Consider the following 20,904-nt stretch of genomic DNA (forward strand, 5'->3'; position numbering starts at 1 on the left):
GATATTCAGACGTCGAAAGCCGTCTCGGCTGCGATAACGCCCGGATGGCCGCGCCAGGACGGGCGGTTCACCGCGGGCAAACGGGGCAGCCGAACCGGCTCCGACGACAGGCAGCCGCTCACCGCGTCCAGCCCGTCATCCGGTCCCCGGTATTCGCCGCCCGGCCGCCATTCGCGCATTTCAGTGATGAAGGACGTATCCCACACCGACCGGTGGGCGTGCAGGCCGCCCGCCGCCAGGACGGCATCGAATCCTTCCAGGATTCGCCGTTCCTTGGGGATGTGGTTCGTCACGGGCAGCACCGCGCATCCGATTCCGGTCGCCGTCATTTCCTGGCGCAGCAGGCCGGGCAGGAATTTGCCGACGCCATTGGATTCAACCTGGACCGACGGCACATGGTAGCGGCCCGCGAACGCCGCGACCTGCCGGCATTGCTGGATCGCCTCATTGTCCTCCACGTCGGGATCGACGGTCAGGTACTGAACCCGGTGCAGCCAGTATCCGCCTTCGGCATCGGTGAACACCACGGCAATCACGCTGCCGTCGCCCTTTCCCGGCGCGCCATAGGCAGGATCCCACCAGCAGCTGGCGGATACCAGGCGTCGCCCGTCCAGCGTCAGGGTCGCGATCCGGTTGCGTTCCGCGTATTCCAGATCCGCGTCATAGGGGCGGATGCGGTCGGGGTCGAGCCGCCCCGCCGCGATATTCACCGGCTGCAGCATCATCTGGCTGGCGAACTTGTTCGGCCCGTGCCGGCGCTGCAGCGCCGCGATATGGTCCGCATCGAACCGTTCGGGCCAGAGGCTGCGGCCATCGGAATCGCGGACCGGCAGCGCCAGCCGCGTGAACCCGTCCAGGAACGGCGCGGTTTCGCCCGCTTCGGCCCGCGCCGCATCGGCATAAATCGTGTAGTAACTGTGCGGCGTGCCGGCATAGAGCTGGAATCCGCCCGGCATCAGGATATAGTCGATTTCCGACAGCCGCGCCCGCAGGTCGGCCCGCTTGGGCGCCGTGTCGCTGGTATTCGGCACCTCGACATCGTCGCAGATCACGAAATCGGCGCGGCTGCCGGTGACGTTCGCGCCGATGCCGCGCGCCAGCATGGACGGATCGCGCAGTTCCGACGGGCGGTTGACCGTAAACTGCCCGGCGCCCCACTGATCCGCCCGGGCCGGGCGCAGGTGCCACGCCAGTTCATGGCGTTCGATGATCCGCTTCACATTGCGGACCAGCTTTTTCGCCAGGTCGAGTTCCGCCCCCAGCACGAGAATGCGCAGGTCGGGCCTTACCAGCAGCAGCCAGACGCAGAACAGGCCCAGCATCGTGGACTTGCCGCTGGACCGGAACGCCAGCATCAGCAGGCGCCGGTCACCGCCGCGCCAGCGCGCCTCCAGCCAGCGGGCCATGCGGATATGCAGGGCGGGCGTATCCTCTCCCTGGGTCCGGTTCCACAGCCAGACGAATTCGGGAAACGGCGTTTCGCGCGCGGCGGCGGAATTCACCGTCGGCGCGTTGTCACTCTTCATCGGCGGCATAGCGGGAAACGGCGTCGCGGGCAGCCGCCATCATGTCCGGCCCCGCGCCGCCGCCATCCGCCGGCGTATCCGCACCCGCCGCCGACCACCAGTGCACGAGTTTCGCCAGCGCCGCGATATGTCCGACCATCGTCTTCCCCGCCGCATGCCGGGCGGCGAGGTCCCGGGCGTCGATGGCGATGCCGGCGCCGTTATCGTCGGCCTTCGCCGGAACGGGCGTGGCGGCAAAAGCGGCATAATCCGAAACCGCCAGACGAAGCGCTTCGGACAACGATTCCTTCAGGGCGCAGTCACTGCCAAATTTCATCTTTCCCTCACGATAGACATAAAAAAAACCGCCCTGAGGCGGCTAACAGATCACGGTGGCAGGTTTACAATTATGGGGTCAGATGCCGACCGATCGTATTAGTTCCTGGTACCATTCCTCAAAATTGGCAATCATTCCGCTTGTCTAACGGTAATTGCCTCGAACCACATCTCGGCATGACGATCCAGACCGGCCGCATTCATATGGCAGCCATCGAATCGCATATCCATGCCGATTTTATCCGTATCTGGGCCAGGGTAAATTCCTAGAAAAGGGTCGGAAACCGACATCTGGATAGCACGAATGTCTTCATTGGAAGGACCTCCACAACGGGTTGCAATTGCAACGTAAATTGGCGCGCGGAATTTTAATTGTCGCAGATTCGTAACGATTGCATGAAACTGACGCCTATATTCTTCTGGTGCAGTTCCTGCGCCCGCATCTGCCTCGCCAAGGTGAAAGAGAACATGACTAACTGATAACGCTTTCTGTCGTAGATTCTCTGCTACAACATATAACCTTTCATGTAGATTCCCTTTCGGAGCCCAATCCCTAATGTAAGATGCTCCAACACTCAATGGAACTAGAATAACGCGTTTGAATTTTCCACGTGCAACTAAACTATCACCAAGTCGTGACAGAAAACTGCCCCCAATACCAGACGTGCCCAATAGAGGGTCGTGCGCTAAATAGCAATTCCCGTCGATATAATTAAAGTTTAATACATTACTATTAGCTTTGTATCGACCTTCTCCTTCGTTCGTTGAATTAGATTGGCCAAAAACCAAAATTACGGCGGTATTTATATCTTTTCCACAATCTACTTTTGACTTGGCTCGAGTATCATGGAAGACACGTTGTGATATTCTCTCAAGTTCAATTTCCTGATAGATAAACGGCGCGGCAACCGCCACGGCAATAAAGGGTAATAATAGGTATATTGTTAAAATTCTTAACCAAGTCATGACTCAAGCTCAATAAATTAGTCGCACCACCTAAACTACACCCAATAACCGTACCGTACCGCTAGCAACATTTCCACTGACGAAAGATAACCGAAAACCATTTATTATTGATCCAGTATTGAACTGAGCGCCGATTTCTCCCGTCGCCATTCCGCCGTCGGCGCGGATATAAGTGCATTCTCCACGCACTACTTTATTCAGGGATGAGTTCTGGGTATTGATTATACGTACAGTAAACCATAGCCCCTCGTTTTCATCATTCCCTACCTTACCTGCTGCAGTATTGTTGCCAATCAAAATTTGATTTACGCCACTACCGAATGTTGTCGATTGACTACCACTCTGGAATCCATAATGTCCAAAAAATTGATACCCCGTTTCGAACGTCGCGCCACCGTCATCCGAGAATTGCAGGCCGAGTTGCACATCATCCGTCGCCGGCTGCAGGAATCCCGTCAGGATATATTCGTCATAGGTCGCATCGATACCGGTGACGAAGTCCAGCGTGGCGTCATCTGACGCGGTTTTTTCCTCGATCAGCTCGGTTGTGCCGGCCGGCCGCCTGGTGGTGCGCGGCGATATGACGTGCCAGCCGGCGCCCGCCCGGCGCAGCAGAACCGTGTGGTTCGATGAGTCGAGGGTAATGTCGTCGCCATGGAGGGTCGTGATATTACCCGTGCCATGCCTTACGACAACGGTCCGCGTATCATGCGCCGTGTGGATCAGCACCAGCCCGCCATCCGGAACGGATCCGGCGTGGATTGTATCCAGGTCGTCGCCGGCCGCCGCCCCTTCCGTATCGACCGCGTGGGTGTTTTCGCTCAGCGCGATCGCGCCCGATGCAATGGTCAGCACCGGGCCGGCCTGCTGCCCTGGCGCCATCGCAAGAATATCCCTGTCCGGTTTTGTCAACGTCATGATCGGCTACCTCGCCTGTTGATGATGGCCGCGCGGGCGGCGGCGCGCTCGGCGGCGGAAATATTCGCCCGGTTTTCAAGCGCCTGAATCACGACCTCCCTGTCGCCCGGTTCGGGCGGCAAGGGCGGCGCGGCAACCGCCGGGATGTTACCGGCCGCGATCCAGGCCCGGACCGTTCTGAAGTGGCGGTTCGCAGGGTCCGCCGGGATCACCATTGTCCCGTTGACGATGAAGCCGCCTTCGGCGCGGTTCCGTACCGATTCAATTTTCATGTTCATAACTCCGCGTCAAAGGACCAGATCGGCGACGTCTGGTTCCACATGCCCGGCCGGGACGTCACCAGGGTGGAAAACCCGTCCAGCCGCATGATGCCGCCCTTTTCCGTGAACCCGTATATCGCCGTAACCGAACTGCCGCCGCTGGTGCCGCCGACATTGAAGTCGTTGAAGTTCGGCGTGGTATCCAGCAGGAAGACGGTCGGTACGGCGCGCATCGGCACCGGAAACAGGACCATCGTCGCGACATCCGTCGCGGAGATAGCCCAGGCGCTGGCGGCGTTGGACAACCGGGCGTAATACCGTTGGCACATTGCCAGTTCCACCGGCGCCGGGCGCCATTCGAAGGGCGTCGCGACGCTGCCGGGTTCGAGCTGGACCTGCGCCAGGTCGACCGTCATTGTCGTTCCGGTGGGCAGCATCAGTTCAATTGCCAGGAAATGCCCGGCGCCAAGCGTCTTTCCGGCAATGCCGGCGGGCGCGAAGCTGCGGGTGAATTTCTGCCAGCCCGACGTCAGGTTGCAGGCCGGCAGGGTTGCCGTTACATCGCCCGAACCGCCGGATCCGAAATCCTGCCGCCAGCGTGGCGTGACTGTCCGCGGCGCATCCGCCCTCGCCCAGAAACTCAGGGTGCATGTCTGCGCCGCGAGGGTCCGGACGTCCTCGATACGTTGAAACAGGAAGAGTTCTGTTGCCGTTCCGGCCGTGGTCTGGTTCCAGCGGTAATGGAATTCCGGCTCACCCGGGACATCCGTCTGGCCGGGTGCGAAGGCTTCCCGGCTGATCGTCAGGGCGATGCCGGACGGCGACAGGTATCCTGTTCCCCAGCGGTCCAGGGTCTCGCTCGGGTCTGTCGGCGGCGTCGGAAAGCTTGTCCCGCGCTGGGCGATCCGGAAATCGCCATTCATGATCCGGTTGCGAAAACCGGCAAGGGGGCCGCCGTTCAGACCGTCGACCGAGACGCCATCCATCGTGCCGCCGCTGATCATGGCGCCGGACAACCCGTCATCGGGAATTTCGGCAATGTCCGAGATCAGGCCGACAAACCCGATGAATGTCACTTCGATATTGCCGCTTCCCGGCGGCGGCGCCCCGGAAAATGTCAGCGTCATGCCGGATGCCGCATAGCTGTTCGTATGCTGCTTGATGCCGTCAATCGTGACCGCGACCGATGTGCTGTCCAGCACCGACCGGTCCAGCAGGAATACGGTTGTCGCGCCGTCGCCGGAAAGCGACTGCACCGGAACAGCCGTGTTGATCGCATAGTTTACCTGCTGCTGGATCGCGGCCAGGCTGGCCAATGCCGAATCGGCGCTGGCCGCAGCCTCGGACGCGCTGCCGGCGGCGAGACTCGCGGCCTCCGATGACGCGCTGCCGACGGTCGGCAACCCCGTTTCGTCGAAGGCCAGGACCCTGCCCGCCCGGTCCGAAGCGCTCGGCAGGGTAAGCGTGGCCTCCAGGTCGTACAGCGGCTTGTGCAGGCTGTCCGCGACGAGCATCTCCGCCTGCTGCAGCAGCATCGCCATCCGGTCCAGTTCCTCGTTGATGACGGCGGCCCGGAAATCCCCGGCTTCCTGGAAATCCGTTTCGCGGGCGAAGGCCATGTCGCGATAGATCGTCACCCTGGTATCCGCCGGCGGGGGCAGTTCGAAAATGACGTCGCCGCCGCTGCTGGCGCCGACCCCGGTGACGCTGTTCGCGCCGGCTGCTTCGTTGTCGTCGAAAACGACGACCAGATCGGCCTGGTCGATGATCGGGAACGGATAGGGAAACACCGTCTGCACCCCGTCCGCCACATACTGCACCCGGGGACGGACATCGCTGATGATGAGTTCAGCCATTATCGTTGTCCTTCATGTTTGGGTTATTTCTTTGGTTTCTTTTCGCCGAACCATTCCGGCCCATGCTGCCCAAGACCGTACATGGCCTGGCCGAACAGATAGTCGGCCGGCGCCAGCAGGTTCTTCCGGCGTTGACTGGCCGCTGCCTGCCGCAACCCCTGCAGTTGCAGGGTGTCCAGGCGATTTCGGTCAAATCGATCGTGCGCTGAGCGTTTCGAAAGACCACGGAGAACGGCTGCGGCCGAACCGGCGCCCGATGACGTCCCGGCAGCGCCGAACAGGGCGCGACGGGTTGCCTTGTCTTTGTGCAGTTTTTCCGCGTGCCGCCGGTCGGCGATTTCTCGCTCCGCCGCCATATTCCGTTCCTGCAGCGTCTGCTGCGCCGCCAGTTCCCTGTTCTTGGCTCGTGCTTCCTGCGCCGTGCGCAGGAAGGTCAGACCGGCGATCAACGCTTCCGTTCCGCCCATGAATTAGTCTCCTTCGATGAATAGAGTTTTTCCGCCCGCATCAGTCATTGACCTTGATTTCGGTGTGGACGGACAAGACGGTGCAGGGCAGTGGCGTGTCCTGAGCGATTCGCCACAAGGGCGTCGTCCCGGACCGGTTCCAGCCCAGGGCGCGCACAATCTTGTCGCCGGTATAGGGCTGGATAGGCGAGTCGAGCACACCCGTCGCGCCCAGTTGCTTGAAGGGCACATCCCGAAATCCGGAACCCGTATCGACCCGAAGGGCGCTTGTGCCTTCCAGCCGGTAAGTCACCCGGATAAGCCGGACAGGCGTCCCCTGCGCCGGACCGAGCGGCGACGCGGCAACGACCGGAAGGGGCTCGATCTCATGCATGAAACCGAGTCCGACCTGTACCGTCGCGGCTGGCTGATCGAGCGTTATGGCCCCGTCGGCGACCGGCCTGTCGGCGCGGACAATGCCATCGGCGACGATAGTGACCACCTCTCCGTTGAGATGGTCCATACCGCTCCATTCGGCGGTGGGTACTTCGGCGGCGCCGCGCAGGGCCGAATCCGTTTGCAGTTCCGCATCGAAGCGTTCAATGAAATGACCGTTGCCGCGCGCCACCAGCACATAGACGTCGTCCCCGACCACCGCGACGGACCGGAAGGCGCCCGCCGTTGTCTGCAGCGTCCACGCGGTTACCTGTTCGGCCCGGAAAACCGTCACCGTGCCAAGCGATCCATCGCCCATGACGACATGCATCAGCCGTTCGCGCTGGTCGTAATCCTGATCGACCGGGCTGACCAGAAGGTGGTTCGCCAGAATGGCGAGATCGTTCGACTGGTAAGCCTGCTCCACGTCGGTAAACAGGAATTCGCGCAGTTCCCGCCCGTTGCGGGACAGGAAAAGCGTCGCCCCGTCGACATCGCGGGGCGGTATGGATCGGTCGACCGGCGAGCCGACCCGCGTCTGTCGGCGCAGCTGGATGTTCGTCGGCGTCAACGGGTCGCCGGTCACCATCCATTCCGCGCCAGAGGTGAATACCTGCAGGTGACGGCCGGAGAACACGGCGCGAATGGCGTTTACCTGGTCCGACAGGATAGCGAATTCGATTGCCTCGTCGTCGTCGCCGTCGCCCAGGTCGAAATTGAACAGGTCGGCCGATTTTGACAGCCACAGCCGGTTGGGCAGATCACGGCTGCCGCCGATCACCATCCGGTCCTGGTGGAACGCCACGGAGACCGGCCATCCGCGCACCGGAGAGAACGCCTGTTCATCCCAGTCCTTTGTCGCGGCGGTTCCCGTCAGGGTCTGTTTGACCACCGCCGTCGCCTCGGTGGCGCCGACGACCGACGCAATTTCAACTTCCTTCAACGCCAGACGAAATCGTTGGCCGACATGGCCGGGGTCGAACAGATCGGCGGACGCCGTCAGCGTCACGGTGCCGGTTGTCGCGCTTGCCGCCAGCGTCACCGCGTTATCCGAAAACTTGTGGTAGGGCTGGTGGATGGCGTCGTCTTCCTGAAAGAAGACCCAGGGCGTCACCGTCCAGTCGGTTTCCGATGTCCGCGTGACTTTTTGCGGCGGCACGTCCGGGTGACAGACCAGCAGGGTGTCGGCGCTCTGCGTCCAGACGATTTCCGCGAGCTGCGCTTCGGTCCACGGCGTTTCAGCATCGGCGACGGCGACGCCGTCGCGATAGGCATCCATCCGCATATCGGTAAAGACGAGCAGGTAAACCTGTTCGGAATTGAATTCGAAAGCCACCAGCCGCCCCGGACCCGCCGCCTGATCGATAAACAGCAGGCCGGATCGCCGCGTTACGCCGCCGGTCGGGTGGATGAACACATTGCGCAGGCGGCGCGCCCCGTTCGCATAGGCCGCCAGATCGCCGCGACCGAGCAGGCGCGTCGATATTTCACCAGCCGTGAAACTCGTCTTGATCGTCCGGAGCCGGGTCATTCGCTGCGCACCTCTATCAGGCTGAAGTCTTCAAATCGCGGCGGCACGTCCTGTTGCGCATCGACCAGCCGCGCCCGGCGGATCTCCTCTTCGGCCAGGCGGCTCAGAACGTCGGCGCGACTGGTGCTTTCGGTCAGGGGCAGAACGAATTCCGCCGCCAGCCGCGCGATCAGCACCTGGTCGAAATAGGGCGGGGTTTCCGATTCCTGGGGCCGGAAGACATAGGTGAGCACGACATCTTCGGCGTTGGTATGAAGGCGGCGTTCCGCAATGCGGTATATAGCGCCGCGGCCGCGACCGGATTGCCCCGCCGACAGCGCCCGCAGGAAATCGCCAGGCAGCTGATAGGCATAATCGTAATCCGCCGTCGGAGTGGCGTTCAGGCGCGCCAGGCGACGCTGCGCCGTGGCGAAGCTCCACGGATAGGCCGATAGCACTGCATCGCGTGTGGATGCATATAACGTGCCCGCGATCAGGCTTTCGGCCGTCCCTTCCTCGAAGCCGGAAATCGGGCTTGCGCCGAGCTTCAATAATGCACGGCTGCACAGGGCGATACTGCTGAGCGCCATTGGTTAAGTCTCCCGTGAAGGATTGACAAAAGGAACGCCCCGCGGAGTTTGCCCGCGGGGCGCGACGGTCGAAGCCGTTTGTTGTTTGGATCAGATGGTGGTTCGCACTAATCCGTGTCGACCGCGCCAAAGGCGCTAAGGTCGGCGACATCGACCACGCCGGCGTCATTCGCGTTGACGACGAACAGGCCGTGCGCCGGCGTACCGTCGGTATCGGCATTCGCCAATACCATGTCGCCGACGCGCAGCATGCCTTCCGCCGGGTTAAAATAACCGGCGCTGTCAACGACGGCGGCGGTATCGACGGTGGTGTAATGCCACAGCGTAAAACCGTTGGCATAGGCGAGGACACTCAGATTTTTCGAGTTGAAGGCCATTTTCGGGTTCTCCCTCTACGCTTCGCTGCAGCGCATGCGGACGATGCCCGTCGTATCGATCAGGCAGGCCCCCTGGCTCATCATGTTGCTGACGAAATGCGCCGCGCGATCGCCATGCCAGGTGATGTCCGATTCGACGTCGGCGCCGCTGGCATGGCCGATTGCGGTCTTGTGGTACCAGTAGCAGTACCGCAGGTCGCCACTCTTGGTCAGACCGGAATGGGGCATCCAGAGCGTCCCCAGCCAGCGCTTTGCCTGGGTCCCTTTCCACGGCAGGTCCTCCTCGCCGATATAGTCGGCATTGGAGAATTCTTCGATATCGAGCAGATCGCTCCACTGCTTCCAGCCGATGATGGCGTAGCGGTCGCCATCGTCGGTCACATCGGCATCGCCGAGCATTTCGAAGGCGAGCAGCGCCTTCTGCTTGGTCAGCCCATCGGAATCGGTGAGGCCGGTGCCGACGCCTTTTGCTTCCTGGCCGGTGCCCAGCGAATCGAGCTGGGTAATGACCAGTTCGTCGGTCTTGCGGCCCAGCGCATAGGCGCCAGCATTGGCGACGACCATGCGCTCGTCGATATCCATCTTGAGTTCGTCGAGTTTGTCCACCCAGTCGCCGGCATAGTAATCGGCGAGCTGGCATTCTATCGGCGTGTGGTCGACATTCATGACCGGCACCTTGCCGTGCCGCGCCTTGGTCGAGGCCGCGCCCTTTCCCACCTTCTGGAAGGTGGTCGAGGAGCCTTTCACGTTGTTCTTGCCGCGAATTGTGTTGCGCAGCTTCGAACCGACACGCTGATAGGCTTCGTGGACCTCGGACTGGAACATCTTGCTGAACGCCAGTTCAACGGAAGTCGACATTGTGTCCCTTCTCCTTGGATAAATATGTTGGACGGATTGCGGGGCGCCCGGTCCGGTTATCGCGGGTCAGGGCGTGACGCCCTTCGCGGCCGGACACAGGCGCGGGATCGGCATGGGCCGGATTTCCGCCATGCCCCGCGCCTGGCCTGACGGACCGTTCTGGCGATTAAAGCCGCAGGGTCGCGTGGCCAGGATCGCCGGACGGCGGCAGATCCGGTTATCCATCCGGTTCGAAATTTCAATCGTTCGTACTGTTTTGCCGGGATCGCGTGTTGTACAGGGCGCAAACACGCGGACCGGCCGGTGGAATATGCACCGGCCGGTCCGCCAACGCCCGAATGATCCAGCCGGGCGCCGCCATGGGGGAAATCAGCGGTTCCATGGGTCGCGCCGGCGGCCTGCACACCAACCGCGAGGCGCAATTCGGGCGTTGATAAAAAGTAATATAAGGAATAAAATCCTTTATGTCAAGTCAAAAACACCGGCGCGGTCATTTTCCGTTATCCGGCGCGATCAGCCGCCCTCTCCGGGATAAAGCTGTCGGAAACCGCCCGCCACCCTTGCGACATGCGCGGGGTCGCGGTCGCGCCAGTAGCGGGGATCCCGCATCATGCCGCGCAGTTCGGTTTCCGCGCCGGCGGAATCCGGCGAGGGGCCGGGAGTGCCGGCGGCCGCCTCATCGCCTTCGGTCAGCGGCGCGAGGATGTCCCACATCTGCTCGCCGAACGCCTTTGCGAACAGCGCCGCGACGCGGGGCGTAATGACGTCATCCAGTTCCTGGAGTTCGTCCGCGGTCAGGTTTTCCGTTAGCGCCGCTGCAATTTGCGGCACGACATTTTCATCATACATATTTCTGTCTCCTTCGCATTTCGGGTTTCGCGGATGCCGTTCACGGGCGGTTTCAGGAACCGCCGGGATACAGCCGGTTGAATCCTTCGCTGACCCGGCGAATCACCGATTCGTCGCGGTCGCGCCAGTAGCGCGGGTCACGGATCATCCGCCGCAACGACGCCTCATCGATATGTTCCGCCGCGCCGGCGCCGCGCAGCACACCGGGTTCTTCGGCGTGCATCAGGCGATGCAGCGACAACACGCCGTCATAGGTCGACGACAGCGAATCGTACACATCGGTCGGAAGGTGGCGCTTGCCCCAGACGCGCAACTGCCGGCGCATTTCTGCCCAGCGTTCATTGCCGCCGAAATGCCGGGCCAAGCGGGTTTCCTCAAATTCAGCGTCATGGTCGGTTGCGGCCGCCGACATGACCGGCGTCAGGACATGGGCCGCCAGGTCGTAGACGAGTTGCGCCTGTTCCGTGGTGAATCCGGCATCCTGCAACAGATCGTCCAGTTCCGGTGCAGGTTCGAACAGCCCGTGGCTCGTGTCGATTTCGTAAAGACCGTGGCCGGGCAATTCCGTGTCGATCGGCCCGGCAGCCAGGGCATGGTCCGCTCCGGTTTCCGCTTCGTCCATCCGGGCGGAGAACCGGCGTTCGAGTTCAGCATAGGACTTTGCGAGCATTTCGACCCGGACGGTCCCCGTGTCGGCATCCCAGAATTTTCCGGGTACGAAATCGGGCCGCGCGTATCCGGACCCGATTGGCGGTTCAGGGGTCACGGCCTCGCTCACGGCGCCGCCCGCGCCGGGCTCATCGCCTTGGTCCGGGGATATGTCGTCTGACATCATTGTGTCCTCCTTCATGTCAATCGGTTCCGGCCCCGCGCGATCATCGCGCCGATCTGGATCACGAGGTGCCGTTGCCCTTCCAGGTGACGCAGTGCCGAATCGCTTGCGTCGGGGCCCAGGACCCTGTCGGTTGTCATCGCGCGAAGCTGCGCCAGAACGCTGTCGCCATCCGGGCCGGAAAAACACCGCGCGAAGCTTTTTTCGATTTCCGATGACGGGGCGTTGTCCGATGGTCCCTCCGGATTTTCGAACCACCGCCAGCCCGAACCCGGGTCAGCCATCGAACGGGCCTCCCGCTATCTGTTGCAAGGCGCCCGCTGGCGGGGATTCGGCTATCCGGTCCGGCGGGTTTTCAGCGACCTCCTTCCGGATCAGCGTTTCCGGCAGGTTGAACGATCGGGCGATCCAGCGCGCGGTTTTCGGGACATCGAGAACGCCCAGGGCCTCTGGACCGAAGGCCTGGATTGCTTCCAGCCAGAGCAGCACGCCCTGCGCATCCTGCCGTTTCTGGTTCTGCGCCAGCGGTGACAGATACTGAATTTCGACGCTCCGGCCATCCACCGTGACGTCGTCGATTTCGCCGCGGCGGCGCAGGATCGCGAGACCGCGTTCCACGACCGGCGTCAGCAGTTCCGATTGCAGCCGGCCATAGGTCGCGCCAAGAATCCGGGATATCTCGGCGGATCGTTCCAGCACTTCGGTTGCCGTCATCCGGGGACTGTCCGGCGGCGCCAGCCGGTCGGCCAGGAGGGCGTGGCGTATCCGGCCGCGCAGGTCTTCCAGAACGAGCTGCGATACGTCGAACCGGCCGGGCGCCTCCAGCGGCGTAAGACCCTTGGAACCGACAGCTTTGGGAATGATCGTACCGGGAACCAGTTTGACCGTAGCCGGGTTCAACACGCCGTCGTCATCCGCCTGCCAAATGCCGGAAACGGCGATGGTCGCATTCTTGAGAATCAGCTCGACAACCTTGTTGGCGGTCTTGATATCCGGCAGGGCCTTCATCACCGGGGAACGCCCGTATATTTCGCCGGGCGCCTTGAGCCACCGGAAATTGATGAAGGGCGACCGGGCAAACCGCCCCGATGAGAGCAGCACGGGAAGAACAGACGAGCCCCCGGCGCCTTCGAGCATTGCCTGGTAAAGGTAGCCGCCGTTTTCCTGCGGGGTAACGGATTCGACGATGGCGTGCCGGGCTTCGTTCCCGGTGCGATCATCTTTACCGATATCGACCGGCAGGATCGTCTTCGGGAACCGGGTCCGAAGGTCAGCGACTGTCATTTCGGTCCGCCGGAATGTTGAATCGAGTCTGCCGTCCAGCCGTTCCTCGAAGGCCAGTTCGCCCAGTGGCACGGCCATGAAGCGGAATGCGCTCGGTTCGCCGGGCGCCGCTTCCTCGAACAGAAGGGACGCCGTCCCCACCGTAATGAGGTCGAGAAATGCCTGGTGAACTTCAACGTTGAAGTTCGAACGGTCGAAATGCGTCTGCAATACGGCGGCAACATGCTCCAGCGGCTCACCGAGAACGCTGCGATCCTCTTCGGCGAGGTCGCCGCCGCCCGCGAGGCCGAACCAGCGTGACCAGGGCGGCGTCAACTGGGCGACAAGACTGGCGGCCAGTTGATCGACCGCGTCCGCGGCTGTCGCATCGAACAGACGATCAGCGGTTCTGGAGGACGTTTCCGCGCCGGCAAGAACGCCTTCGCGTTGCGGCAGCGCGTATTCGTAACATTGCCGCCACAGGTTTTCCCAGGTATCGCGCCGGGTTCTGGCGCGCCGGTACCGGGTGGCGATGGCGTCCGGCGAATTCTGGTCCATCCGGTTATTCTCCCAGCAAGGATTTCTGACGGCCCGCATTCGCATGCGGCTGCAGAACGCCGCGGAACGAGGTCGCGATCGTGCCCAGGCGACCCCGGCGCTGGCGTTCCAGCTGTTCCTTTCGGTCCTTCGCCGCCTCACCCTCCAGGTCTGGAGGCGGCGGGGGTGGTGGGGGTGGCGGTGGTGACGGTGCGCTGAATAGTCCGCCCATGACGGATTCTCCCTTCGTTACGGATTGCCTGATTCACATCGGTGTTGGTTGGATCGCCGGAGGCGATTCTCACCAAACACGATCTGATCGAATGAAAACGCCCCGCACGTGATACGCGCGGGGCGGCGACAAGCGGTTCTGTGGCGTTGATAACTAGGATGTATATCCTATTTCACCGCCCATGTCAATTATTTTCATGTTTTGTTCTCGTAAAAAACGACACAGATGCCATGGCGTGAGGATCGAGCGCCGATGGATGCCCAGAACGCGCTTTACCGCCTCCACACAGGTAAACGGCCCCCACGGGGCAGGCCTGCGTTGTTCCCGCGATACAACCGCCGGCAACACGGTAAATCCCATCTGCCGCATCCATCCGGCAATGTCCTGGCCGTCATTTGCCGGGGTAATGGATATCTCCGTCCTGTCCGAAAGCGGCTCGTAAAGGATCCAGCAACCGTTGCGCCGCATTGCGAGAAAGCAGTGACGGAAGCCCGGCTTCAGGACCCTCAGCCAAGGCAGGTCGGCGCGACCGCTGAAAATGACATAGGCGCGCTCCGGTTCGGCAGGTCCGGCATCAATCGTCTGTTTCATATCACGATTCCCCGTTCCCGCAAGGGCGCCGTCATGGAATCGAGCGCCTCGTCCCATAGTCTGGCGTCCTGAAATTCGCGCTGCCGCCTTGAATCCGGCGCTGCGCAGCGCCGGCCATAGCGAACCAGAACGGATACATGTCGATTGCTGAGGCGCCGTTCCCGGTTCATGCGGGATACCACGCTCATGACATCGACCGGTTCGCAGGGACGCGGTGTTTCACCCTGACCGGCGACGATTTTGGCGCCGTCATATCGCGCGACCGTTGCCTGAACCGACCACAACCACGCATCTTCAACTGAGTCAAATGGCGTACCATCCAGCGTCGACACGGGCCTGGGACAGTATCTTTCATGCCGCATTACACATTCCTTTCCGTGTTTAAGAATAGCATTTTCCCTTTTAGGAGGATTATCGCTTGAATATATGGTACTTTTATCCTATGTCAACATATATTAGATTTATTATCCTAGTGCGCTCCTTCAATTTTCCATGTAAGAAGGTGTTCCCATGCTAAGACATCAAGATGTATGGCGAGCCATAGACAGGCTTGCCGCCGAATACGGATACTCGGCTTCCGGTCTGGCGCGTCGCGCCGGTCTTGACCCAACGACGTTCAATAAAAGCAAACGGATCGCCCGCGACGGCAAGCCCCGCTGGCCGACCACGGAAAGCATCTCGAAGATTCTGGCCGCGACGAACAGCACGATGGGACAATTCGTCACATTGCTGTCCGACGGGGTCGAGGGCGGTGTCGTGCATCGTATCCCGGTCATCGGTTATGCGCAGACCGGGCGGCAGGGCTATTTCGACGACGCGGGATATCCGATCGGCAATGGCTGGGATGAAGTCGATTTTCCGAATATCGGCGACAGTCACGCTTATGCACTGGAAATCAGCGGCGACAGCATGCAGCCCGTCTACCGCGACGGCGACACGATCGTCGTCTCGCCGCAGGCGAACGTGCGGCGCGGCGACCGTGTCGTGGTACGGACGAAGGCCGGCGAAATTCTCGCCAAACAACTGGTTCGGCAAACCGCGAACCGCATTGAGCTGCATTCGATCAACAAGGCGCATGACGACATTACCGTCGCGGCCGAGGATATCGACTGGATGGCCAGAATCGTCTGGGCCAGCCAGTAGGCGCACGGCCCTGCCGGCCGGCGTCACTGGCCTCCGCCACGCCGGAAACACGATCTTCCCGTTTTCCCAGGACTTCGCCATGACCTGTCCGGATTATCTTGCGCGGCTTTGTGCAATTGACGCGCGCTACGACGCCGCGCCACCCCGCAATGCCGAATATCTCGCCGCCACGGGCGACACGGCGCATTTCCGCGCACAGCGTGCGGCAGCGCAATCCCGCTATTTCGACCAGATGGCCCGCAATGCGCAGCGGGCGATTCAGGCGCAATGCCGGTATCGGACCAGCCACCGGTTCGGCGCGCGGTTGAGCGCGCTTTCCACCGACCTGCGCAGCGCACGGCGCCAGGGCCTTTGGTGGCACGACCGGAAAACCCAGGCATCGCGTTCCGCCTGACATCCGCTACGAGGATCGCGAGATGCAGGCCGGACCGGTCACCGCGCGCCAGGGATCTATACTGGCAATTCGCCGGGGAACAGGGAGGCCTCGCGCGTTAACCGTTGATTAAGCCGCCTGCTGCAGTTTTGGACGCTCTGTTCGGAAAAAAATGGAGCGCACACATGGCCAAACTGGATATGGACGGGCCATTCGAGCTGAGCAACAGGGTGATCGATACCAAAGTCAGCGCCAACCTGATCGGGAACTACGCGCTCGGATACATGAACAGCAACGGCAAGTTTGTCGTCAAGGTGGTCGGCCGCGCGGATTCCGACCTAAGACGCGAATTGAAGGCCGCACGTAAAAAATATCGCGGCGGGTTCCTGTCCAGGATATTTGGCGGCGAGACCCTGGACAGGTTCAAATTCTCTTACGCCGATTCGGTGGACGCCGCATATCAGGCCGAATGCCGCGCGTTTGAAGCGTTTGGCGGAACGGCAAAACTGCGTAACAATGTGAAACCGGTGCCGCCTACCGCATAGCGTTTTTTCCGTTACGCCACGCTGAGGTCTTCGCCCGCGAGCGCCTTGCGGATCAGCGAGATTGTCTCCGGCACGCCGTACAGCGCGATGAACGACCCCAGCCGCGGCCCCTGTTCCTGACCGAACAGGATTTCGTACAACGCACCGAACCAGGCACGCAGCGGTTCATATTCATGGCGCTTGCCGACTTCATAAACCTGGTGCTGGATTTCCTCCGCGGTCGCACCTGCCGGCAGGGCCTGCAGCGTTTCCATCAGGTCATGCAGCGCCGCGTTTTCACGCGCATCGGGCGCCCTGTACTTCTTCTGCGGCTTCACGAAGTCCTGGTAATAGCGAATCGCATACCCCACGAGGTCGTCGAGGATACGGTTCTTTTCCGGCGACGCATCGGGCGCATAACGGGCAATGAATCCCCACAGGACCGCCTTGTCCTCGGTATTGCAGACATTCGCCAGGTTCAGAAGAATTGCGAAGGAAAGCGGCACGGTTTCCGCCGGCGGCGCCCCGTTATGGATATGCCAGACGGCATTCTGCAGCCTCGCCTCATCCGGTTCCGTCGCGAATTTCGCCACTTGCGACAGGTATTCATCGACGTTCCTGGGTATGACGTCGAAATACAACCGCTTCGCCGTATTCGGCTTGCCATACATGAAATAGGCCAGCGAATCGCGGGGCGCGTATTGCAGCCATTCGTCGATCGTCAGCCCGTTGCCGCGGGACTTGGAAATCTTTTCGCCGTTTTCGTCCAGGAACAGTTCATAGGTGAAGCTTTCCGGCGGGACGCCGCCCAGCGCACGCACGATCCGGCCCGACAGGCGCACCGAATCGATCAGGTCCTTGCCGGACATCTCGTAATCGACCGACAGCGCATGCCAGCGCATCGCCCAGTCCGGCTTCCACTGCAGCTTGCAGCGACCGCCCGTCACCGGCGTTTCGATCAACGCGCCATCTTCCCGCTGATAGACGATCGTGCCGGCCGTGGCATCGGTCTTCACCACGGGCACGGGCAATACCCGGCCGGTATCCTCGCAGACCGGCATGAAGGGGCTGTAAGACTTACGTCGCTCCTCGCGCAGCGAGGGCAGCATGATCGCCTGCACCGCCTCATAACACTCCAGAACCTTCAGCAGCGACGCATCGAAACGTCCCGCCCTGTAACATTCGGTGGCGCTCAGGAATTCGTACTCAAAGCCGTATTCGTCGAGAAACGCGCGAAGACGGGCGTTGTTGTGGGCGCCGAAACTGTCATGCGTTCCGAAGGGGTCGGGCACCGAGGTCAGGGGCTGGCCTATGAATTCCGCGAGTTTTTCGCCATTGGGAATATTCGTCGGCACGCTGCGCAATCCGTCCATATCGTCGGAAAACGCGAACAGCCGTGTCGGAATATCCGACAGGCATTCGAACGCCCGCCGCACCATCGTGGTCCGCAGCACCTCACCGAAGGTGCCGATATGCGGCAGCCCGGAAGGACCGTACCCGGTTTCGAAAAGGACGTATCCTTTCTCGGGCACGGCGCCGCCGACGCGCTTGAGGACACGTCGCGCCTCGACAAATGGCCACGCCTTGGCCTTTTCCGCCAGTTCCCGCATCGTAATATCCACCGTTTTGAAGGTGCCGGAAACTAGTCTCGGGCTGTTCGGGCGTCAACCGGCCTTCACGTCCGGCAATGTATCGCATCGTCGCCAAGGCGGTCGGGCAGGGGTATGATAGCCGGTAATGACCCGTCCTTCGCGAATCCTGCTGCCCGAATCTCCAATCCTTGTTGCCGGGCTTTCCAGAGCTGTCTGGCTGACCGCCGACGGGGAGCTGGAGGAAATTTCGCTGGCGGCGGCGTCGAAACGTCTGGGGAAAAGCCAGCGGCCGATCCTGTGCCATGCGCCGGCGACGGCGCGCCGCCTCAATATCGACGTGTTCCCCTGTTTTGACATTCTGGAGCTGTTCGCATTTGTCCGTCCCGCCACGTTCTGCGTCCCGACGCCAACGGGTATTGCCGGGGCGCTGGACATGGCCGTGCCGGACGACGCCCTGACGCAGGCAATGACGGTTCGCAATGCCGCGACCCTCCTGTTGCGGCAGGCGTCGGAAAGCCTGACCGAACGGCATGACATCGCGACCGCCCGCGCAATGACCCGTGGCGGCTGGAGTTGGGGCCCCGCCATCCTGGCGGCGCTCGGTCAGGACGAGGACGATAGTTCGGGTGCTCCCGGCGCCGGCCTCGATGCCTGGCGCCGATTGCCCGAATGGCAGGATCGGGCGCCCCCGCCGCCGCCCGGGGAATTACCCGTTTCACCGGCGGAGAGCCGGGCCCGGCTGGCGGAATTGTTGGGCGACGGATCGGAGGCGCGCCCGAGCCAGTCCGACTACGCGTCATCCGTCGCCCCCGCCTTCATACCCCGCAACGACGCGGATGCACCGAATGTGGTGCTTGCGGAGGCGGGTACGGGCGTCGGCAAGACAATGGGCTATATCGCGCCCGCCAGCCTCTGGGCGGCGCGCAACGAGGCGCCTGTCTGGATTTCGACCTATACCCGTAACCTGCAGCAGCAGATCGACCAGGAAACCGACCGGCTGTTTCCGGATCCCGCCGTCAAGCGGAACCGGGTGGTTATCCGGAAGGGTCGGGAGAACTATCTCTGTCTGTTGAATTTCGAGGAAGCAGTCAGGGGCGTCGGCGTCCGCGGCGGCGACGCAGTCGCGCTCGGACTCATGGCCCGCTGGGCGTCGCGGACCCGCGACGGCGACACCAGCGGCGGCGATTTTCCGGCCTGGCTGCCGGATATCGCCGGACGGCGCGCAACTGTCGGGCTGACCGATCGCCGCGGGGAGTGCATCTATTCGGCCTGCACGCATTACACAAAGTGTTTTATCGAACGCAATATCCGCAAGGCGCGGTTCGCGGATCTGGTCATCGCCAACCATGCCCTGGTCATGATCCAGGCGGCGCGCGGCATGCCGGAACAGGGAAACCGCCCGACGCGGTTTATTTTCGACGAAGGGCACCATGTGTTCGATGCCGCCGACAGCGCGTTTTCAGCCCATCTTACCGGCCTTGAGGGCGCCGAACTGCGGCGCTGGCTGCGCGGGGCGGAGACACGCCGCAACAGCCGTTCCCGCGGCCTCAAGAGCAGGGTCGAGGGGTTGCTGGGAAATGACGATACCGGCGAACGGCTGCTGGCGGAGATTATCCACGCCGCCGCCGCATTACCGTCGGAAGGCTGGCGGAACCGGTGTGCGGACGGGCAGCCATCGGGTCCGGCGGAAGACTTTCTGTGCGCCACGAGAGCGGCCGTCTATGCCCGGGTACAGCACCCGGACAGCCCGTTCGATCTGGAGGCGAGCGTCGAAGAACCGCCCGACGCGTTGCTGGCGGCCGCCGAGGCGCTGAACGAGGCGCTGGCGCGGCTGGCGCGGCCGCTGCGGCGGTTGCGCGAGCAGCTCATGCTGCGGCTCGATGACGACGCGGATAAACTGGATAGCGCAACCCGGAACCGGATCGAAGCGGTTGCGCGGTCCCTGAAACACCGCTGCGAGGACGTGGTGGAAGCGTGGCGTTTCATGCTGGCGTCGCTGGTGACAGGCGCGCAGCCGGATTTCGTCGACTGGTTTTCCGTCCAGCGGATCGACGGACGGGATATCGATGTTGGCATGCACCGGCACTGGGCCGACCCTTCCATACCCTTCGCGGAAGCCGTGCTGCGGCCGGCGCATGGCGCGTTGATCACGTCGGCGACCCTGACGGACGGTTCGGGCGATATCGATGCGGACTGGCATTCGGCGGAATCGCGCACCGGTGCGGTTCACCTCGCCAGTCCCGCCATTCGCGCGACTGTTCCATCGCCGTTCGATTACCCGACCCGGACGCGTGTTTTTGTCGTTACCGATGTCAGAAAGGATGACATGGCGCAGGTCGCGGCGGCATACCGGGTGCTGTTCATGGCGGCGGGCGGCGGCGCGCTGGGCCTGTTTACCGCAATCGGTCGGCTTCGCGCCGTTCACCGGCACATTGCCGGGCCGCTCGACGCGACCGGCATATCGCTCTACGCGCAGCATATCGACGCGCTGAACCTGCCGACGCTGATCGATATCTTCCGGGCGGAGGAGAACTCCTGCCTGCTGGGGACCGATGCCGTGCGCGACGGCGTCGATGTCCCCGGACAGGCGCTGCGCCTCATCGTTTTCGACCGGGTCCCCTGGCCGCGCCCGTCGATTGTGCATCGCGCCCGGCGGAAACTTTTCGGCGCCCGCTCCTACGACGACAGCATCACCCGGTTACGCCTGAAGCAGGCTTATGGCCGGCTGATTCGCCGCAACAACGATAGCGGTGTTTTTGTGCTGCTGGATTCGATGATGCCGTCGCGGCTGAGCGGCGCCTTCCCGGCCGGGGTTGAAATTTCACGCGTCGGTCTGGCCGAAGCCGTGACGGAAACCCGGCGATTCCTGACCGGCAGTGCGGCTGAAGTATAGAACGGGCGCGTGGCGCCG

At 62.2% G+C, this 20,904-nt stretch carries 23 protein-coding genes; 4 read left to right on the plus strand and 19 right to left on the minus strand.

Going from position 1 to position 20,904, the window contains the following annotated elements; all coding sequences use genetic code 11:
* Positions 1-5: 5 nt before the first annotated feature.
* The 18 genes from terL to WD767_20135 all read right to left on the minus strand — a co-directional run bounded on the left by terL (position 6) and on the right by WD767_20135 (position 14,723).
* Positions 6-1,526, minus strand: a complete 1,521-nt coding sequence (gene terL, locus WD767_20050) for a phage terminase large subunit (protein MEX2618384.1) — start codon at positions 1,524-1,526, stop codon at positions 6-8.
* Positions 1,516-1,842 (minus strand): hypothetical protein, encoded by a 327-nt coding sequence (locus WD767_20055; GenBank protein MEX2618385.1) that lies wholly within the window; start codon positions 1,840-1,842, stop codon positions 1,516-1,518. Before WD767_20055 ends, terL begins: the two co-directional genes overlap by 11 nt.
* 131 nt (positions 1,843-1,973) lie before the next feature.
* The gene (locus WD767_20060) at positions 1,974-2,807 is read right to left on the minus strand and encodes a sialate O-acetylesterase (protein MEX2618386.1); all 834 of its coding nucleotides are present in this window, start codon (positions 2,805-2,807) and stop codon (positions 1,974-1,976) included.
* A gap of 30 nt (positions 2,808-2,837) precedes the next feature.
* Entirely contained in the window at positions 2,838-3,725 is an 888-nt protein-coding gene (locus tag WD767_20065) for a hypothetical protein (protein MEX2618387.1), read from the minus strand.
* A complete protein-coding gene (locus WD767_20070; GenBank protein ID MEX2618388.1) occupies positions 3,722-3,997 on the minus strand; it encodes a hypothetical protein in 276 nt (91 codons plus the stop codon). The genes WD767_20065 and WD767_20070 overlap by 4 nt, the downstream gene beginning before the upstream one ends.
* Before the next feature lie 2 nt (positions 3,998-3,999).
* Positions 4,000-5,841: a hypothetical protein gene (locus WD767_20075; protein MEX2618389.1), complete on the minus strand. Its 1,842-nt coding sequence runs from the start codon at positions 5,839-5,841 to the stop codon at positions 4,000-4,002.
* Positions 5,842-5,864: 23 nt separating this feature from the next.
* On the minus strand, positions 5,865-6,308 hold the full coding sequence (locus WD767_20080) for a hypothetical protein (GenBank protein ID MEX2618390.1): 444 nt from the start codon (positions 6,306-6,308) through the stop codon (positions 5,865-5,867).
* Positions 6,309-6,348: 40 nt separating this feature from the next.
* Positions 6,349-8,253: a hypothetical protein gene (locus WD767_20085; GenBank protein ID MEX2618391.1), complete on the minus strand. Its 1,905-nt coding sequence runs from the start codon at positions 8,251-8,253 to the stop codon at positions 6,349-6,351.
* A complete protein-coding gene (locus tag WD767_20090) occupies positions 8,250-8,822 on the minus strand; it encodes a hypothetical protein (protein ID MEX2618392.1) in 573 nt (190 codons plus the stop codon). Before WD767_20090 ends, WD767_20085 begins: the two co-directional genes overlap by 4 nt.
* Before the next feature lie 107 nt (positions 8,823-8,929).
* Complete coding sequence (locus WD767_20095) at positions 8,930-9,199, minus strand: hypothetical protein (GenBank protein ID MEX2618393.1); 270 nt, start codon at positions 9,197-9,199, stop codon at positions 8,930-8,932.
* 15 nt (positions 9,200-9,214) lie between these two features.
* On the minus strand, positions 9,215-10,057 hold the full coding sequence (locus WD767_20100) for a phage capsid protein (protein MEX2618394.1): 843 nt from the start codon (positions 10,055-10,057) through the stop codon (positions 9,215-9,217).
* A 513-nt stretch (positions 10,058-10,570) separates the two neighbouring features.
* Positions 10,571-10,906: a hypothetical protein gene (locus WD767_20105; GenBank protein MEX2618395.1), complete on the minus strand. Its 336-nt coding sequence runs from the start codon at positions 10,904-10,906 to the stop codon at positions 10,571-10,573.
* 52 nt (positions 10,907-10,958) lie between these two features.
* Complete coding sequence (locus WD767_20110) at positions 10,959-11,756, minus strand: hypothetical protein (protein ID MEX2618396.1); 798 nt, start codon at positions 11,754-11,756, stop codon at positions 10,959-10,961.
* A complete protein-coding gene (locus WD767_20115; GenBank protein ID MEX2618397.1) occupies positions 11,753-12,022 on the minus strand; it encodes a hypothetical protein in 270 nt (89 codons plus the stop codon). Before WD767_20115 ends, WD767_20110 begins: the two co-directional genes overlap by 4 nt.
* On the minus strand, positions 12,015-13,559 hold the full coding sequence (locus tag WD767_20120; protein ID MEX2618398.1) for a portal protein: 1,545 nt from the start codon (positions 13,557-13,559) through the stop codon (positions 12,015-12,017). Before WD767_20120 ends, WD767_20115 begins: the two co-directional genes overlap by 8 nt.
* Before the next feature lie 4 nt (positions 13,560-13,563).
* Positions 13,564-13,770 carry a hypothetical protein gene (locus WD767_20125; protein MEX2618399.1) on the minus strand — a complete coding sequence of 69 codons (207 nt, stop codon included), beginning with the start codon at positions 13,768-13,770 and terminating at the stop codon, positions 13,564-13,566.
* A 153-nt stretch (positions 13,771-13,923) separates the two neighbouring features.
* On the minus strand, positions 13,924-14,361 hold the full coding sequence (locus tag WD767_20130; protein MEX2618400.1) for a hypothetical protein: 438 nt from the start codon (positions 14,359-14,361) through the stop codon (positions 13,924-13,926).
* Positions 14,358-14,723 carry a hypothetical protein gene (locus WD767_20135; GenBank protein MEX2618401.1) on the minus strand — a complete coding sequence of 122 codons (366 nt, stop codon included), beginning with the start codon at positions 14,721-14,723 and terminating at the stop codon, positions 14,358-14,360. Before WD767_20135 ends, WD767_20130 begins: the two co-directional genes overlap by 4 nt.
* 148 nt (positions 14,724-14,871) lie before the next feature.
* On the opposite strand from WD767_20135, the gene WD767_20140 reads away from it, so the two are divergent.
* The 3 genes from WD767_20140 to WD767_20150 all read left to right on the plus strand — a co-directional run bounded on the left by WD767_20140 (position 14,872) and on the right by WD767_20150 (position 16,422).
* Positions 14,872-15,504, plus strand: a complete 633-nt coding sequence (locus WD767_20140) for a helix-turn-helix transcriptional regulator (protein MEX2618402.1) — start codon at positions 14,872-14,874, stop codon at positions 15,502-15,504.
* Positions 15,505-15,583: 79 nt separating this feature from the next.
* Positions 15,584-15,898, plus strand: coding sequence for a hypothetical protein (locus WD767_20145; GenBank protein ID MEX2618403.1), 315 nt, complete (start codon positions 15,584-15,586; stop codon positions 15,896-15,898).
* A gap of 164 nt (positions 15,899-16,062) precedes the next feature.
* Positions 16,063-16,422, plus strand: coding sequence for a hypothetical protein (locus WD767_20150; protein MEX2618404.1), 360 nt, complete (start codon positions 16,063-16,065; stop codon positions 16,420-16,422).
* 11 nt (positions 16,423-16,433) lie between these two features.
* On the opposite strand, the gene WD767_20155 is transcribed toward WD767_20150, so the two are convergent.
* Positions 16,434-18,017, minus strand: coding sequence for a lysine--tRNA ligase (locus tag WD767_20155; GenBank protein ID MEX2618405.1), 1,584 nt, complete (start codon positions 18,015-18,017; stop codon positions 16,434-16,436).
* Positions 18,018-18,138: 121 nt separating this feature from the next.
* Between WD767_20155 and WD767_20160 the strand changes: the two genes are divergently transcribed.
* Positions 18,139-20,886: an ATP-dependent DNA helicase gene (locus WD767_20160; GenBank protein MEX2618406.1), complete on the plus strand. Its 2,748-nt coding sequence runs from the start codon at positions 18,139-18,141 to the stop codon at positions 20,884-20,886.
* The last annotated feature ends 18 nt before the right edge of the window (positions 20,887-20,904 follow it).

It is taken from the genome of Alphaproteobacteria bacterium (genome assembly GCA_040905865.1).
GTDB lineage: Bacteria > Pseudomonadota > Alphaproteobacteria > UBA8366.

Coding starts and splice junctions, on each gene's coding strand:
- WD767_20055 (MEX2618385.1), bottom strand. CDS start 1,842: ATGAAATTTGGCAGTGACTGCGCCCTGAAGGAATCGTTGTCCGAAGCG.
- WD767_20115 (MEX2618397.1), bottom strand. CDS start 12,022: ATGGCTGACCCGGGTTCGGGCTGGCGGTGGTTCGAAAATCCGGAGGGA.
- WD767_20065 (MEX2618387.1), bottom strand. CDS start 3,725: ATGACGTTGACAAAACCGGACAGGGATATTCTTGCGATGGCGCCAGGG.
- WD767_20120 (MEX2618398.1), bottom strand. CDS start 13,559: ATGGACCAGAATTCGCCGGACGCCATCGCCACCCGGTACCGGCGCGCC.
- WD767_20135 (MEX2618401.1), bottom strand. CDS start 14,723: ATGCGGCATGAAAGATACTGTCCCAGGCCCGTGTCGACGCTGGATGGT.
- WD767_20145 (MEX2618403.1), top strand. CDS start 15,584: ATGACCTGTCCGGATTATCTTGCGCGGCTTTGTGCAATTGACGCGCGC.
- terL (MEX2618384.1), bottom strand. CDS start 1,526: ATGAAGAGTGACAACGCGCCGACGGTGAATTCCGCCGCCGCGCGCGAA.
- WD767_20080 (MEX2618390.1), bottom strand. CDS start 6,308: ATGGGCGGAACGGAAGCGTTGATCGCCGGTCTGACCTTCCTGCGCACG.
- WD767_20075 (MEX2618389.1), bottom strand. CDS start 5,841: ATGGCTGAACTCATCATCAGCGATGTCCGTCCCCGGGTGCAGTATGTG.
- WD767_20125 (MEX2618399.1), bottom strand. CDS start 13,770: ATGGGCGGACTATTCAGCGCACCGTCACCACCGCCACCCCCACCACCC.
- WD767_20110 (MEX2618396.1), bottom strand. CDS start 11,756: ATGAAGGAGGACACAATGATGTCAGACGACATATCCCCGGACCAAGGC.
- WD767_20085 (MEX2618391.1), bottom strand. CDS start 8,253: ATGACCCGGCTCCGGACGATCAAGACGAGTTTCACGGCTGGTGAAATA.
- WD767_20150 (MEX2618404.1), top strand. CDS start 16,063: ATGGCCAAACTGGATATGGACGGGCCATTCGAGCTGAGCAACAGGGTG.
- WD767_20090 (MEX2618392.1), bottom strand. CDS start 8,822: ATGGCGCTCAGCAGTATCGCCCTGTGCAGCCGTGCATTATTGAAGCTC.
- WD767_20160 (MEX2618406.1), top strand. CDS start 18,139: ATGACCCGTCCTTCGCGAATCCTGCTGCCCGAATCTCCAATCCTTGTT.
- WD767_20130 (MEX2618400.1), bottom strand. CDS start 14,361: ATGAAACAGACGATTGATGCCGGACCTGCCGAACCGGAGCGCGCCTAT.
- WD767_20060 (MEX2618386.1), bottom strand. CDS start 2,807: ATGACTTGGTTAAGAATTTTAACAATATACCTATTATTACCCTTTATT.
- WD767_20100 (MEX2618394.1), bottom strand. CDS start 10,057: ATGTCGACTTCCGTTGAACTGGCGTTCAGCAAGATGTTCCAGTCCGAG.
- WD767_20095 (MEX2618393.1), bottom strand. CDS start 9,199: ATGGCCTTCAACTCGAAAAATCTGAGTGTCCTCGCCTATGCCAACGGT.
- WD767_20105 (MEX2618395.1), bottom strand. CDS start 10,906: ATGTATGATGAAAATGTCGTGCCGCAAATTGCAGCGGCGCTAACGGAA.
- WD767_20070 (MEX2618388.1), bottom strand. CDS start 3,997: ATGAAAATTGAATCGGTACGGAACCGCGCCGAAGGCGGCTTCATCGTC.
- WD767_20140 (MEX2618402.1), top strand. CDS start 14,872: ATGCTAAGACATCAAGATGTATGGCGAGCCATAGACAGGCTTGCCGCC.